Here is a 15,869-nt window from a genome sequence, read left to right as displayed (position 1 = left end):
TTAATGGGATTGCGAATTGGAGCCGAACAATCGATCCAACCCGTACACCCGTTCTAAGATGAAGATAAATACGAGACTTAGCAATATCATGATGGAAGAAATAGACGCGACAAGCGGTGTTAACGATTCCTGCATATAATTGAAGATAGCCATCGGAAGTGTTGTCGTTGATGGAGATATTAAGAATAAGGATACCGTGACATTATCGAATGACGTCAGAAACGCAAACACCATTCCTGAGAAAATAGCAGGCCGAATAACTGGCAGAGTAATGTCCCAAAACGTGCGAATCGGATTCGCACCTAGAATAGCCGCAGCCCGCTCCAATGTATAATCGAAGGAACTGAGCCCGGTCAGCACAAGCCGTACGACGTATGGTACCGAGATCAAGATATGAGAGAGCAGCAACCCCGTAAAGGTACCAGCAAGTCCAATTCTCGTAAAAAATAGAAGTGCAGATATCCCTATAATCAAGGAAGGTACTGTCAATGGGGACAAGAGAAGCGCGTTGATCGCTCCACTTCCCTTGGGCTTATATTTGTGCAGTGCGAATGCAGCCAGTGTACCAATGATTGTCGCGATTACAGCTGTAATGGATGCCAGCTTCACACTTACCCAAAATGACTCAATGAACTCTGGACGGTCAAAAATTTTCACATACCACTGCAGCGAAAAGCCCTCTGGTGGAAAGCGAAGTACCCCCGTCGAAGTAAATGAGGTGGGCACGATAATAAGGAGCGGCGATATGACCATTAGAACGACGAGAAACGTAATGATGCCAAGCGGCGAAATTCGAAATCGTTTCGATTCGTTCATCATGACGAGAACACCTCCTTATATCGTTTCGTCTCAACCAATCGTGTAAATAGAGCCACGAGGCCAAGCGTCGAGCCAAGAAGCAAAAAGGCAAGCGCTGCGCCAAGCGACCAATCATAGGCAGCCATCATCTTCTCGTAGGCGATAACCGGCATTACCTTCACAGATGTCCCCCCCATAAGTGCAGGCGTGACAAAGGCACTCATCGCCAAGCTGAACACAAGCGTCGTGCCGGCAAATATGCCAGGCATGCTTAGCGGCAGCGTCACACTGAAGAACATCCGCGAACGGGAAGCACCTAGTATCCCTGCGGCCTTATACAGGGAAGCATCTACTGCATATAGGCTCGTTGCAATCGCAAGTACCATATAGACAATTAATGAATCTGCAAGACCGATAACGACGCCAAGTTCGTTGTACAACAGACGCAGCGGTTTCTCAATTACTCCTAGCGAGATAAGGGTGTTATTAATGAAGCCATTGTCGCCTAAGATGACCACCCAGCCGAAATTCCGGATGACGACGCTAATAAGATGAGGAGAAATAATGAGAAACGTAATGAATCCCCGCATTTTGGGCGTTGCCTGCGCCATATACATGGCTACGGGATAGCCAAGTAGCAGGCACACGATAACTGTGTACAGACTAAGCTTGATTGTCCGCCACAGCACCTCTACATAGTATGGATCTTGAAAAAATAATACATATTGCTCCATTGTAAATGCACCGGTTCCTCCATCTTCACGAATGCTAATTACGAACATGTACAGCATCGGCAGTACAAATACACCCAGTATCACGATCAGGCTGGGAACAAGCAGCAGTAGAGCTGCCCAAGACTTACTTCCTGCGGGCTTCGCCATATGCTAGCCCTCCTTCCGCGGGAAGACGATGACATCTTGCTCATCCCATGTAAGCTTCACCAGCTGTTCGTCTGACACATGCTGATGACGACGCTGGGAATGAGTTCGCACACTGATCAAACCATCGGCTGTTCGTACAACCATCTCTCCATACGAACCAAGGAAGGACACCAGCGAAACAGCTCCATGTGAGCAATTAGATTCATTCGAGGAATCTCCAGCTTCCGATCGTGCTGCTTCCATTCGAATATGTTCAGGCCGGACATAAGCGAGCACCTGCTCTCCTTCCTTGAACGAGTACCCATTCCGTTCAGCCTTTAGCCTTATTCCTCCTGCTGTACGCAGCTCCCCCCAATGATCGTTTACAGCAACGACAGTAGCTTCGAAGCGATTGGATTTGCCAATAAACTCATGCACGAACGCTGAGGCCGGCTCATGATAGATTTGCTCAGGAGTCCCAATCTGCTCTACAGCTCCGTGATCGAGCACGACAATTCGATCAGAGAGATACATTGCTTCTTCTTGATCATGTGTAACAAATATCGTCGTTACGCCGATTTCCTGCTGCAGACGCTTCATTTCCTCCCGCAATTCCTCTCTTAGCTTCGCATCGAGATTACTAAGCGGTTCATCCAGCAGCAGCAGTGACGGCTCCGTCACAAGTGCCCGTGCGATAGCGATCCGCTGCCGCTGTCCTCCTGACAATTGCTTCGGATATCGATCAATGACATGCGGAAGCTTCACGAGATCAAGCACCTTCTTCACGCGATCCGCCATCTCCGATTTCGATGTCTTTCTCAGCTTCAAGCCGTATGCAACATTTTCTCCGACTGTCATATGCGGAAATAACGAGTACGTCTGAAATACCATGCCGAGATCTCGTTTATTCGCAGGAACACCGCGCATGGATTTGCCTTTGATTCGCAGTTCTCCTCCATCCGGTTCTAAGAAGCCGGCGATCATATTCAACGTCGTCGTCTTCCCACAACCCGAGGGACCGAGGAAAGTAACACACTCTCCCCGTTCCACTCCCAAGTTGAAATTGTCAACGACGACCGTTCCACCGAAGCGCTTATGAACGCCCTGCAATTCTACGTCGTACGTGATCGTCATGAGCATATCCTCCATCCTGATTATCTATAAGTTATTTACCTACGAGAGGCGCTACTTCCTTATTGAACTGATCAAGCCATTGCTTCGTATTGTCACTAATGACACCATAGTCGAATTTCACAATTTTACTTTTATCAAAATCAAGCAGCTTCGCCGTATCCTCAGGCAGCTTCACATCAACAGCCGTGTTGTAATACAACTTCGTCGCGTACAGCGTCTGTACTTCGTCCGTCAGCAGGAAATCGATGAATGCTTTGGCCGCATTAGGATGCTTCGCACCCTTGATTAAGGAAGCGACATTTGGCACGATGTTGGCGCCTTCTTTCGGAATGACGAACTGCAAGTCCACGCCTTGATCCTTCTGTACGATACTTCTTGCCATCGTCCAAGCTGTATAGGCTGCCGTGTTATTTTGCAAATTCTGCTGCAGCTGAGCCGCAGTCTTGGCGAATGTCGGCATATAACCTGCGATTGTCTTCAGTTTATCGAAGCCTCCAGCCATGTCCTTCTCAGAACCGCCATTGGCATAAGCAAGCATAATAGTTGCTGAACGGCCGAAGTTGCTCGACATTTCAGTCAGCGTAATATTTCCCTTCATGGCAGGAAGAGCAAGATCATTCCAAGACTCCGGTACAGGCAGTCCCTTCTCCTTCACCAGCTTGACATTGTATGAGATGCCCATTGGGGTATAGTTGACCGTTACGCCGCTGTTTTCATTGATCTTCAGTTGTTCGTCAACTTTGGACATGTTCGGAATCTGTGCAGGATCGAGTGCTTCCCATAGTCCCTTCTCGCGGCCTGCCTCCTGCTCGCCACCTTCAATGACGGCTACATCAATTTGCGGAGATCCCTGCTGCGCCGTGACCTTGGCCACAATATCTGTCGATACGCCCGATACATAGGACAGCTTTACGTCTGGGTATTTTTCATTGAACTTTTTGAAAATTTCGTCCTTCATCAAGGTCTCCACCGTAGCTCCATTCCCGGCGATAACCAATTCACCTTCCACAGACGAACCATTGGAACCGCTTCCATCTTTGCTGCTGGAATTTGAAGATCCGCAAGCAGCCAACAAAGAGCCGATCAAGGTTAAAGTTAATATCAATGATGCCCAGCGACGTGCTTTCATTGTATTCCTCCCCCAAATTTGTTCACTATTAGTGAACAGTGTTTATAATTGGTGAATCTTGGTTTGATTTTAGCATAGGGGCATGGTATGTTCAATATAGAACCATGAAATTTGTCACATTTTAACACAAATTGTACCCAGCACTCGCACAATTACTTGAACAACGCCATATTTCCATTTGTCAGCATCATGCCACCAATTGAAAATATCGGCTAGTACGATCATAGGAGAGAGAATATGGAGCACTATCTGTCATCCGTTCAAAAATGTTGTACACTGCTGAAGCTGTTTCTTCACGGATCGAAGGAATGGGGAGTCACGGATTTAAGCCGCGAATTGCAGTGGTCTAAGGGGGCTGTCCATAAAATGCTGACCACCTTGGAGAGCGAAGGACTGATCAAGCAGCATCCACGGACGAAGCTGTATTCATTAGGGTATACACTGCTGGAATTAGGAAATAAGGTAAAAAACGATGATGATATGGTCAGCTTTGCAAGACCTTACTTGCAGCAGCTCGCAGACTTGACGAAGGAGTCGGTATGCTTATGTATTCGCGATCAGCAGGATGCGATCTATGTCGACAAGCTCGACTCCCCGCTGCCAATCCGCTTCATCATTGATGCCTATAGGCGGTTTCCGCTCTATGCGACAAGTGCCTCGCGCGTTATTCTGGCCTATAGTTCGGAGTCGTTGCAGCAGACCGTGCTTGAAGAACCAATGACCGCTTTTACCAACCACTCCATCACGGAGCGTGAGCAAATGAGCCAGCGTCTTGCCAATATCCGCGAACGGGGCTACGAGATGAGCTCGAACATGCGCAATATTGGCGTAACTGGCATTGCAGCACCGATCTTCCTTGGTGATGGCTCTGTCCATGCGGCTATAAGCTTAATCGGCCCTAGTGATCGAATGGAGCCTCATATCGACCGCTGGATCAGCATGCTGCTGCAGGTGACCCAAGAGATGTCGCGCCTGCATGGCTTTAGTTAGACGCGTATCTTTGTAATGAATGCACCACCCCCATCGTACATAAGGGAAGCTGGATTGAAGAGGAATCTCCCCCTCAACCCGCTTCCCTTATTGTTGTTCTTGCTATTGGATGAGCACAATTCGCACAGCTGAATCGTTATTCACGGTTCATTTCGAGCCACTGCGACCCATCATTTTTATTGATCGTAAATGTGAAGCCCAGTATTTGCGCCAGCGAGCGGAGCGGAACATATAATTGCCCATCCTTCACTTCTGGTGCTAACGGCATGTCAATCGTCTGTCCCCCAACCTTCGCCTGCTTGCTGTTTAATGTCAGCTCGGTTACGGTTCCCGTAATGTCATCCGTAATGGTCAGCTTCGTCTTGCCTTCCCACTTCAGCTTCGCATCGAATTCCTCCGTAATATCGCGCAGCGGAACCATCATCGTTCCACTCTTCGTATACGGCAGCGCCATATCATCATAGAACCAGTCGTCATAGTTCGTTGTTGAGACTGGGATTGTCGTCCACTTCTTCGTTACTCCCACTTGCTTCAGCCATTTGTGCGCTACAGATGAAGGGTCGAAGTGTCTGAGCCACTTGCCAGGCGTCATCTCTGGATCTGTTAGGGATACGGAAGAGGAGAAATCCACGTCATCCACCTTCACATTACCATTTAGGTTGCTGTATTCGGTTGATTGGTTAATGGTAACCTTCTTGAACGGAGCGCCAGCAGAAGCCGGAACAGCGATCGCCAGCGATGCATTCAGCTTGCGAATATTCGATTCCTGATCTGCATACAGATCCAAGACGAGCTTCGTATCTGGCCCGAGCAGAACGGCCGCGTCCGGATTGCTCTTCACCCAAGCCTCATAACCTTGATCGAGCTGTGAAATGATGGATGGCAGCTGTTCCTTGAACATTTTGTACGCCGATAATCCAAATGCCTCGCCATCCTTCAGCATATCTGGAACCTCTCCCTCCATCTCAGGAGCTGCTTGCGATAGCGCAGCCGTTAGCATCGGTACGTACCACTTGCCCATTTCCAGAAACCAAGCCTTCATGCCCTCTTCGTCCTTCAGAGCAGATTGAAGCAGTTGCTTCACCCATGGCACCAGTTCATTGCCTCCGAATTCAATATGGAGCTGCGATAATGGCAGCGATTGTCCCATTATTTGCTCTGTGACTTGCTTTACAGATGCATTTTGAGGATTCGGTGCATGCTTGCCAAATAGCGTTATCGTAGATTCAGTAAAAGCCTTCAATTGCTTTGAAGCAGGTTGAACCGTAGATAAAAGTTGAGTATTCATATCATTGCTCATTACAATAGGGGATTTAGCTCCCTCCAGCTTAAGCGCCATGCGATTGTCTTTCCAGCCAATTGTGAACGGAACCTCGTCGCTTGCCACCTTCAGCTTGCCACTCATCGAAAAACGCTGAGCATCCTGCGCCTTCACTTGAATTGTCAATTGCGCATCGTTGAACGCTTTTATCATTGCCGTATCATCATCTTGCAGCTTGCCAGATGCCGGCTCAAAATGAATGCTCATCGTCTGCTGTGCTTCATACGAGTTGATGTCCAGCTGCTTCTTCATGACCTTCGTCACATCAAGTCCGCCAATTGATTGACAGCCTGTTAGCAGCACAAGCACTGCCGCCATGCACATTGCTAACCACTTGCATGTTTTCATGTCCCGTTTCCCCTCTTTCCATTTCATATCGAATACCTGCCTTTACAATTCCGATCTGATACGTAAGCTGTATGTATCTCATGACCATTATGAAGGACATCGGAATACCGTGTAAAGAAATAATTCCAACAATATATCGGAGATCCCCTGTTGGCTGCAGTTACTCCTGCAATTTCTCTAGTGGTTGTTCTTGTAGTTGTTTTTGTAGTTGTTCTTGTAGTTCATCTGCATCTATATCAGCAGTCCTCCAACCGTCTCACTGTCTGAATAGCAAAAGCGCTGCCAGCTATATTCCAAGAATACAGCGAACAGCGCCAATTGTAGCAATGCCTATTCAATCATTCATATGGAAGTACTAGACATCTAATTAGCTACTCGTTCATTGTGAAAAATCACTGAACTCCGCTTCATTCCACATTGCAAATTACAGAACCTTGATTGGAGCCAAGCTCCACACTTCCTGATGGGTTGCTACAGCTTCTGGTTCCAAGGTAACAAGCGGCCCGAGTGTCTCTAGTTCCAATATATGCTCGTTCGTATACAATTCAAAGGAGCAGCCCCCGTCCGGATAACTCGCACCAGAAATCGGTTCACAGCGCTTCTCAAAAACGATTCCATTTCTTGTATAAGACGCCTTGCCCTCCTCTTGAAGCATACCGAACTTGAACGCTTGCTTCAGGTGAGCAACTTGCTTCACTTCGATGTGTCGTTCTCCCCATGTCACCCGCTCATCATTCATAGCAGCATATGGCCACAGCGAAATGGAGCGGTTCGGGAGCAGGCCGGTATCTCTTGTAATCTGCGGAACAACAGCTGTACCACCCGGTGCCATAACCGTGATCGCCCACGGTGCCAGCTGAATCGGCCATGCTCCCTTATTGGCAATACGGTGGATGACAACGACGTCGTCTTGCTGAAAAATCAGCTCGATTTCCTTGGCGCATTGCGTCCATGGTTCTACCGGAGCAATCAATCTCACGCCTGACGCTGTTCGTACGTATTCAATAGGCCGATCATCCGGCGTGTACGTCCGTGGATAAGCTTCTGGACTTGCCCATAACCGATGCCCGCCGCGAAGCAGCCAACCGTCGCTGCCTAAGGCATGGAACGCTTCTCCCTCCTGGCGGATTGCCCCTTCACGATCCTCGAACAGCATATTTTCTTGACCGCATAAGCTGAAATGCATAATTCGGATGCCAAATGTTAGCGGCACAATTACCTCATAGGTTCCATTCTCTAGGTGCAAACTCTCGCCCCAGCGTTCATGCTGAATGGTATTCATCTGTAAAGCAGCCACAGCCGCTCCCCCTTCCGTCCTCATTCCCTTTTGATCTTCTCTCTATACTGCTTTAATGGCACTATTACGTACTCTACTATCTATACGATTCAATCGTTTATACTAACACTCAGCAACACTCGTTAATCCTTATGTTCCACTATCACTTACATCTCAGTATTAATAGAATTCAGCATCACTTATATTTAAGTATCAATAGGATTCAATTGTTAATATTACGATGTCTTCCAAAATTCGCTCATGGCTTTACTTGCTCATACCCACATGCCATGGCGAAGCGGCAGAAGGCCTCGCGTCCCAACTCATCATGCTTGAATACGCCCGCTTGACCCAGTATGGTCACAAACTTATTGCCGATCTCATGCAAAATGACCTGTCTAGCCTTATCAACTGCCATAATCCCGTATTGATCCAGTAATTGATCCACCCAAACACGATGAGGATATAGGCTATCGGTTTCTTTCAGTTGATCCCTTGCCTCCATCCATTGTCCTTGTTCGGACAACAGAGTCGTAATCCGCTCAATATCTTGCTTCAGACGCCCTGGGAGAATCGCAAGCCCCATCACTTCAATTAAGCCAATATTTTCTCTCTTAATATGGTGATGCTCTCGGTGTGGATGGAATATGCCCTCAGGGTGAACCTCATCTGTGCGATTGTTGCGAAGCACCAAGTCCATCTCGAATAACGAACCCCGGCGCCTTACAATTGGCGTAATCGTATTGTGACGAATCGATTCCCCGTCACGAGTCGTACTCGCTGCAATCCCTACGCTGTCATCACTGTACAGCTTCCACTGCTCATAGATTTCATCCGCACATTGAAGCAGGACATCCGGCTGCTCACCTTGCAGGCGCAGCACTGACATCGGCCAGCGAACAATCCCTGCGGTTACGCCAGGGTATGCCGAATGCGTGAACCGAGTCTCGATCGGCGCTCGTTCAATTGGGAACGTATGTCTGCCCGCTTGGAAATGATCATGACTGAGGATCGATCCGCCTACAATGGGTAGGTCAGCATTAGAACCAATGAAATAATGCGGGAATTGCTCCGTAAAGTGCAGCAAACGTGCAAACGTATTACGCGTTAGCTTCATCGGAATATGCTCACTTTTGAAAATAATGCTGTGCTCGTTATAATACACATACGGCGAGTATTGGAAATACCAGGATTCTCCGTTCAACTCCACAGGGAGAATGCGCAAATTTTGCCGGGCAGGATGATCCAGTCTTCCTGCATACCCTACATTATCCGCGCAGAGCAGACATTCGGGATAGTGAGATGCGGACAACTGTGCAGCAAGCGCAATTTCCTGCGGACTCTTCTCCGGCTTCGACAAGTTGATCGTCATTTCCATTTCACCGAACTCACTCATATGGAGCCAGTATTCATTGTTGCGGACACGATCAGTCCGAATATAATTGCACTTTTGATTGAGACGATAGAAATCATCGGTTGCCCGCTCCATTCCATCCGTCATCCGTATCCGTTGGAAACGGTCCTGCATCTCAGAAGGACGCGCCATGAGCAGCCCCATAATCCGCGCATCAAGTAGATCGCGCTGCGTCATAGTGTTATCTGGAAGAATGCCGCTCTTATAGGCATAATCCAGCAGCTCATCGAGTATAGAATGCGGTTCATCCGGAATTGCTTCCCATTGCTCATCTCGGAAACTTGAACAAGGCTCTGGCAATTGGAATAAAGCTAGTAGCTGATTGCGAACATAGGGCATATCAAGCCGATTCATCAGATCATGATGTACTGCATATCGAATCAAGGTCTCAATCGCGAAGCTTGCCCGCTGGGCAGATTCTCGCGACAGAGCTAATCCTTCCACACCTTGTGTCATCTCGCATTCCTCCTCAGCTATCGTATCCGTGTGGACGTGCTTGATGCCATTTCCAAGCACTCTCGATCAACACATTCAGATCATCCCGCTTCGGATTCCAGCCCAGAACAGACTTCGCTTTGTTAGCGGATGCGATAAGCACAGCAGGGTCTCCGGCTCGGCGCTCTTCCACCACAGTTGGTACACTTCTTCCCGTAACCAGTTCTGCAGTCTGGATCACTTCCAGAACCGAAAACCCGTTGCCGCTGCCCAGATTGAACACATCGCTCTGACCGCCGCCGCGCAAGTATTCAACTGCCAGCACATGGGCATCAGCCAAGTCGCTGACATGGATATAATCACGAATGCATGTGCCGTCAGCTGTAGGATAGTCGTTGCCGAACACCTTCATTTCCTTCCGCTGGCCAAGTGCTGTCTGCAATACAAGTGGAATGAGGTGCGTCTCAGGTCTATGATCTTCGCCGATCTTGCCATTCTCATGAGCGCCAGCCGCATTGAAGTAACGCAGCGAAACGTAGCGAATATCATGTGCTTGATCGAACCAGCGCATCATCCGCTCCATCGTCAGCTTCGTCTCCCCGTATACATTCGTCGGGTTCGTCGCTTCTGTCTCTTCGATCGGTGTGCGCTCCGGCTCCCCATAAGTTGCTGCAGTTGATGAGAATACAATCCGGGACACTTGATGCTTGCGCATCGCTTCAAGCAGAACAAGCGTGCCGTGGACATTGTTATCGTAATATTTCGCAGGATTGCTCATGCTCTCTCCTACAAGTGAGTAGGCAGCAAAATGAATGACTGCATCAATAGAATGTTGCGCAAATACAGAATCGAGAAATGCACTATCGCGAATATCACCAATATGAAGCGTACCGCCAAGAACCGCATCTTTATGTCCAGTCTCTAACGAATCTACAATCACGACCTCTTCACCGCGTGCCAACAATTCTGCAACCGTATGCGAACCAATATACCCTGCTCCACCTGTAACTAATACTGCCATGCTATTACCACTCCTCACCAATTGTTGCTGTCTGTATAGAAGGCTTGATCTCTCTTACCCCATCTCCTACGCGACAGATATAAAATTCCGGATGTAATCCGGTCTGCTGTTCATATGCGGAACCTACTTGCGCGACAAATTGTTCAGCATCCCCTTCACGTACGAGCGATACCGTGCAGCCGCCAAATCCTGCTCCCGTCATTCGAGAACCAAGTGTCCCTTCGATATGTCGTGCTTCCTCTACCATAATATCCAACTCGTTGCAGCTGACTTCATACAAATCACGCAAGGAGTCATGCGATGCATTCATCAATTCGCCGAAACGAATCAGGTCATTGTTCTTCAGCGCCTCAACCGACTGCTTCACGCGATCATGCTCTGCAATGACATGCGCCGCACGTGCACGCACGATATCATCTGCAATCGTATCGGCCGCAGCTTCGAATTGCTCCGCGCTAAGCTGCGCCAGCAGCGTCATATGCGGATATGTAGCTTGCAGCGCCCGTACCGCCTCATCACACTGTGCTCTGCGCTCATTATACTTCGAATCGACTAGCCCGCGGCGCTTATTCGTATTGCCGATAATAAGACAGTACCCCTCTGTCTGGAAAGGTACATGCGTATATTCCAACGTATCGCACATTAATAGAATGGCATGATCCAGCTTGCCTTGCGATACTGCGAATTGATCCATGATGCCACAGTTCACGCCGACGAATTGATTCTCTGCTCGCTGGGACAATACAGCGATGTCTGTTCGATCGATGCTGTGCCCTTCCATCGTGAGCAGCGCATAAGCGGTTACCACTTCCAGTGATGCAGAAGAAGACAATCCTGCCCCATTCGGAATATCTCCGTGGAATAGCAGCTCATATCCTCTAGTCAAGCCACGAGCCGATTGCTCGAGCTGATTCATGACTCCGATTGGATAATCTGTCCATTGATCCTGCTTCGCTTCTGCAAGTGCATCCAGTTCAATATCCAGCTGATATTCAAAATTCGTCGACGCCAGTCGTATGCATTGATCCTCACGTTCACGAATTAATAGAGTCGTCCCGAATTCCAATGCGGCAGGGAGCACATATCCTCCATTATAGTCAATATGCTCTCCAATCAAATTCACTCGTCCTGGAGCATGGAAAAAACGAACCGGTGCAGAACTCGTTCCATATCGTTGTTCAAAACCTGCCAGTAGTTTGCTTGCATCCATTACAATGACCTCCCGTTGTTTCACGTGAATACGATACCGTTACATCAATCATACGAATATCCGCTGGATTTCGTAATATATCGATGTGCGCTACATATGGACTTATGTGACTCTACCATCATTTTCATGCTACAATACTATTATTGTACACGCAAGGAGGATCTCATTATGACTGACTCCCTTAATTATGAAGCGGCAGAGGCAGCAACTGCAACTAGCGATGCAGAGGCTAGTGTCGTCAGCGCTCTAGAAACCTATACGGTTGCATCAAATCCAACCTACGTCGAACAAGAAGGATTACGCGTCCTATTTGCAGGGGAAAGCCAGACCGTCCCCTCTCATAAGGTCGGCCCTAAACTTTACGACTACTATTTGCTCCATCATATTATGGATGGACAAGGGAAATTTTCAACGGAAACGAAAACTTACGAGCTTCAGGCGGGGGATGCGTTCCTCATCGCACCCGGACGCCTCGTCAGCTATGAATCCGATGCAGCGCAGCCATGGAAATACTGCTGGATTGCCTTTCAAGGCAGTTCTGCTGATGACCTCGTAGGCCGTGCTGGGTTCTCGGAACAAACCCCCATTATTCGTGCAGACGATCACATGGATGTTCCCTATCAGATGAAGCACATTACTGCAGCATTTCAAGAGCGAAGTGTAGCAGCAGATCTGATTGCACACGGCTGTCTCCATCTCATTATGGCGAAATATGCAGGCATGCAGCGGCAATTGGATGACACGAATCGACTGCGTCCCGAGTCTGAAATGCAGCAAACCGTACGGCAGGCTATCCAGATGATGTCTACTCAATATGCGCACCCATTATCCATCGAGCATATCGCGGAGAGTTTAGGGTACAGCAGGGCCTATTTTTCTCGCATATTTAAGCGGATAACGGACATGACACCTGTTACCTTCCTGTTGAAGCTGCGAATCGATAAGGGCCGCCAATTGCTTCGAGAACGTCCTGATCTAACGGTTGAGCATATAGCCGCCTCGGTCGGCATCCCTGATGCGCTCTATTTTTCGAGACAATTCCGGCGGTTCTATGGGCAGCCTCCTACAACCTATCGCAATCAAGTTATGCAACCCGACAGCACTTATCAGCGTAAATCTTAGTATGGATGTACACCAAGAATTAGGAGGGAACACTATGAAAAGACTGAGCATCAAGGAAGAGTGGAAGCAGCAGGCGCGATTAGCGGAATCCAGTCGTAAGGAAGCTGCATCCAAATCCATTTCAGAGCTTATTCAAGACCTTACGAATACTGGTGGAGTCTACGTACAGGATCACAAGCAGACTAGCGCAGTTGGCGAGCTGTTCCGCCGCGCGGTAGATAAGCTGAATCCATTTCACAAATCCTAATTTAGCTAAATGAAAAGGAGCGTTGCCCTGATAAACAGAAAAAAGCAACGCTCCTTATTATGTGAATGACATATCCACTCTAATGCTGTAGTTGTTTCAAGGCTTTTGATATGGACTCTTATCGTTATTGCTTCCAAGTTATGTTATGAATCCAGCTCTCTCGTTCCACGCCGATGGAACTTTCATTTCTCTTAATGGATCGCTACATCCCGCACAACGCTTCTGCAACAGGCATATAGCGTGAGTCGTATACCTGTTGATAACGAAGGTGACGCTCTGCATGAGGATGATAGGTGTCTACGCCTCGACTTTGCATCGCCTGACGCACTTCCTCTGCATGGGCATAATACCCGCCCCCAAGTGCAGCTGCGCATGCAGCGCCAAGCATCGTCGCCTCCTCAATAGGCGGCACGACGAGCGTTGCATTCGATATATCCGCCTTCATTTGCAACCATGCAGGAAGCCTTGTTCCGCCTCCAACTGCGCACATATTGCGAATCTCATGCTCCGAATTGCGTTCCGCACTTTGACGAATCATCTCCAGCTGATAAGCCGTACCTTCAAATACTGCCCGCAATAGCTCCTTCTTGCCGTGCGACTTGGACAGACCGATAAAGGCAGCACGCGTCTTCGAATTCGGATAAGGGGCGCCGCTTCCCGACAAATACGGGAAGAACAGAGCTTCCCCTGGGCCATCGTTCACATCGTTCATGAGCTGCTTAATCTCTTCGTAGGACAATGTCTCATCGGCAAGCTGTCTTCGAATCCATTCCACTGCACCGCCTGAAGAAGCATTGCCACCCATCCAGAAGTGATAACCCGGCACAACATGATAGCCATAGGATAATCCGGTATCAAACTCTGCTTGTCCGAGTGGACGCTTCGCGATTGTGCCAACGAGCGTCTCTGCTGTTCCCATAGAAACATATACGTCACCCGGCTGCACAGCCCCAACTGCAAGTGCTGCACAGACATGATCATGCCCGCCAATTGCAACTCGTGTATGGGTAGACAGACCAAGGGCTCCCGCTACCTCTGGCGCTACAGTTCCTAGGGGTATGCCGCTTGGCAGAACTTCCGGGAAAATCTGCTCATCCAATCCGAAATGCCGAATCCACGGGACATCCCAGCTGTCCGTCTCCATACTGTATGCAAATGTTCGCGTCGCAAGCGATGGGTCGAAGGCCATTGCACCAGTTAATCGGTATGCAATATATCCCGATACGGACAGCCACACAGCCTGCTTGAACATACTCGCCTCTCGATCCTTCAGCCAGAGCAGCTTTGGCAATCCATGCTTGAACGACAGGTGCAGGCCTGTACGCTGGAACAGCTCCAACGGCGTTCCTTCTTGACGAACCCGCTCCGCTTGCTCGGAAGAGCATGTGTCGAACCACGGCAGGAGCGGAGATTGCACCTTGCCTGTGTGACGGTTCACGAGCAGTCCACTCTCCGCCATGCTCGTAATCCCGATATAATCAACAGGAACTTCACCGTGAGCATCCATTAGCTCGCGAACCATTTCGGATACGTCATTCCACATCGCATCTGGATCATATACAACGTAGCCTTCATTCGTATCTACGGTAACGGTTGGACGACTCGCTTGTCCTAGAAGTCTGCCTGACTCATCGAATAGTCCGACCTTGCGATTGGTCGTCCCGAGGTCAACCCCGATCATGCGCATAGGGCTATACCTCTTTCCCTGTCATCTTGTAATATGCGAGTGCGAACAATTCCCCCATCGGTTCACGATATACCGCATCCGCATGTCCATCCATGCTCGTCGCCGTCCGATTCATCAGCACCAGCTTCGCCTTCGTTGCTAATCGAACAAAGCTGGCCGCTGGCTGCACAGTAAGCGAAGTACCGCCCACGATTAACAGATCCGATTCCCGTATCCGTTCAATCGCTCTTGAAATAACCGCATCATTCAATTGCTCTTCATACAGTACAACATCAGGCTTCAATGTCCCTCCGCATTGCTTGCAGGAAGGGATAACCTGTTCACTGTTCAACACTGCATCCAGTCCATATTCCGCTCCGCAAGCGGTGCAGCGGTTCCGGTGCACCGAGCCATGAAGCTCCCATACTTCCTTGCTGCCTGCTGCTTGGTGCAGTCCATCAATATTTTGTGTGACGACTGCCGACACGATACCATCCTCTTCTAGCCGGGCCAATGCACGATGTGCTCCATTCGGCTTCGCAGAGGGATGCAGCATCTTCGCGCGATAGAAACGATAGAACGTCGCCGGATCACGATCATAGAAGGAGCGGCTCAGCATGACTTCCGGAGGATATCGGAATGCCTCATCATCCGCAAATACTCCATTGTCCGATCGGAAATCGGGAATCCCGCTCTCTGTCGATGTTCCTGCTCCGCCAAAAAAAACAACATGCCTGCTGCTGCGCAATAAATCTGCCAGCTCCTCTGCATGAGCATGAAGAATAGGATTCATTTGTTCTGTCATCGTCGTCGCTTCCTCCCTTTTCCACCTAAATAGTTCAATTTTAAGTATACCGTACCTATTCATCTAGGGAAAGATTTCAAGGGCGGCATGCGC

General features: G+C 48.9%; 14 protein-coding genes. 3 read left to right on the top strand and 11 right to left on the bottom strand.

What is annotated here, in order from left to right; all coding sequences use genetic code 11:
• From ABN764_RS16925 to ABN764_RS16910, 4 genes are read right to left on the bottom strand one after another with little or no spacing between them, the layout of a single operon-like run.
• Positions 1 to 819, bottom strand: coding sequence for an ABC transporter permease (locus tag ABN764_RS16925; protein ID WP_021256969.1), 819 nt, complete (start codon positions 817 to 819; stop codon positions 1 to 3).
• The gene (locus tag ABN764_RS16920; RefSeq protein ID WP_446672587.1) at positions 816 to 1,679 is read right to left on the bottom strand and encodes an ABC transporter permease; all 864 of its coding nucleotides are present in this window, start codon (positions 1,677 to 1,679) and stop codon (positions 816 to 818) included. Before ABN764_RS16920 ends, ABN764_RS16925 begins: the two co-directional genes overlap by 4 nt.
• Positions 1,680 to 1,682: 3 nt before the next feature.
• Positions 1,683 to 2,792, bottom strand: coding sequence for an ABC transporter ATP-binding protein (locus ABN764_RS16915; RefSeq protein ID WP_072730392.1), 1,110 nt, complete (start codon positions 2,790 to 2,792; stop codon positions 1,683 to 1,685).
• Between the two features lie 31 nt (positions 2,793 to 2,823).
• Complete coding sequence (locus tag ABN764_RS16910) at positions 2,824 to 3,921, bottom strand: extracellular solute-binding protein (protein ID WP_268625925.1); 1,098 nt, start codon at positions 3,919 to 3,921, stop codon at positions 2,824 to 2,826.
• A 237-nt stretch (positions 3,922 to 4,158) separates the two neighbouring features.
• On the opposite strand from ABN764_RS16910, the gene ABN764_RS16905 reads away from it, so the two are divergent.
• Positions 4,159 to 4,911 (top strand): IclR family transcriptional regulator, encoded by a 753-nt coding sequence (locus ABN764_RS16905; protein ID WP_446672586.1) that lies wholly within the window; start codon positions 4,159 to 4,161, stop codon positions 4,909 to 4,911.
• Between the two features lie 136 nt (positions 4,912 to 5,047).
• Here the strand turns inward: ABN764_RS16905 and ABN764_RS16900 are convergent, their stop codons facing one another.
• From ABN764_RS16900 to ABN764_RS16880, 5 genes are all read right to left on the bottom strand, one after another.
• Positions 5,048 to 6,580, bottom strand: a complete 1,533-nt coding sequence (locus ABN764_RS16900; RefSeq protein ID WP_446672585.1) for a copper amine oxidase N-terminal domain-containing protein — start codon at positions 6,578 to 6,580, stop codon at positions 5,048 to 5,050.
• Between the two features lie 424 nt (positions 6,581 to 7,004).
• On the bottom strand, positions 7,005 to 7,877 hold the full coding sequence (locus ABN764_RS16895) for a hypothetical protein (protein WP_446672584.1): 873 nt from the start codon (positions 7,875 to 7,877) through the stop codon (positions 7,005 to 7,007).
• A gap of 238 nt (positions 7,878 to 8,115) precedes the next feature.
• Positions 8,116 to 9,726, bottom strand: coding sequence for a UDP-glucose--hexose-1-phosphate uridylyltransferase (locus ABN764_RS16890; RefSeq protein ID WP_446672583.1), 1,611 nt, complete (start codon positions 9,724 to 9,726; stop codon positions 8,116 to 8,118).
• Between the two features lie 13 nt (positions 9,727 to 9,739).
• Positions 9,740 to 10,726 carry a UDP-glucose 4-epimerase GalE gene (gene galE / locus ABN764_RS16885; RefSeq protein WP_446672582.1) on the bottom strand — a complete coding sequence of 329 codons (987 nt, stop codon included), beginning with the start codon at positions 10,724 to 10,726 and terminating at the stop codon, positions 9,740 to 9,742.
• A 4-nt stretch (positions 10,727 to 10,730) separates the two neighbouring features.
• Positions 10,731 to 11,936 carry a galactokinase gene (locus ABN764_RS16880; protein WP_446672581.1) on the bottom strand — a complete coding sequence of 402 codons (1,206 nt, stop codon included), beginning with the start codon at positions 11,934 to 11,936 and terminating at the stop codon, positions 10,731 to 10,733.
• A 168-nt stretch (positions 11,937 to 12,104) separates the two neighbouring features.
• On the opposite strand from ABN764_RS16880, the gene ABN764_RS16875 reads away from it, so the two are divergent.
• Both ABN764_RS16875 and ABN764_RS16870 read left to right on the top strand, forming a co-directional pair.
• Entirely contained in the window at positions 12,105 to 13,058 is a 954-nt protein-coding gene (locus tag ABN764_RS16875) for an AraC family transcriptional regulator (protein ID WP_446672580.1), read from the top strand.
• Positions 13,059 to 13,092: 34 nt separating this feature from the next.
• Positions 13,093 to 13,305: a hypothetical protein gene (locus ABN764_RS16870; RefSeq protein ID WP_446672579.1), complete on the top strand. Its 213-nt coding sequence runs from the start codon at positions 13,093 to 13,095 to the stop codon at positions 13,303 to 13,305.
• A 202-nt stretch (positions 13,306 to 13,507) separates the two neighbouring features.
• Here the strand turns inward: ABN764_RS16870 and ABN764_RS16865 are convergent, their stop codons facing one another.
• On the bottom strand, positions 13,508 to 14,992 hold the full coding sequence (locus ABN764_RS16865; protein ID WP_446672578.1) for an FGGY-family carbohydrate kinase: 1,485 nt from the start codon (positions 14,990 to 14,992) through the stop codon (positions 13,508 to 13,510).
• A 4-nt stretch (positions 14,993 to 14,996) separates the two neighbouring features.
• The gene (locus ABN764_RS16860; RefSeq protein ID WP_251482243.1) at positions 14,997 to 15,776 is read right to left on the bottom strand and encodes an NAD-dependent protein deacylase; all 780 of its coding nucleotides are present in this window, start codon (positions 15,774 to 15,776) and stop codon (positions 14,997 to 14,999) included.
• Positions 15,777 to 15,869: the final 93 nt, after the last annotated feature.

Source organism: Paenibacillus wuxiensis (genome assembly GCF_040195695.1).
GTDB lineage: Bacteria > Bacillota > Bacilli > Paenibacillales > Paenibacillaceae > Paenibacillus_B > Paenibacillus_B suaedae.
The sequence above is the reverse complement of the archived record's forward strand: the minus strand, read 5'-3'. Positions and strand labels throughout refer to the sequence as shown.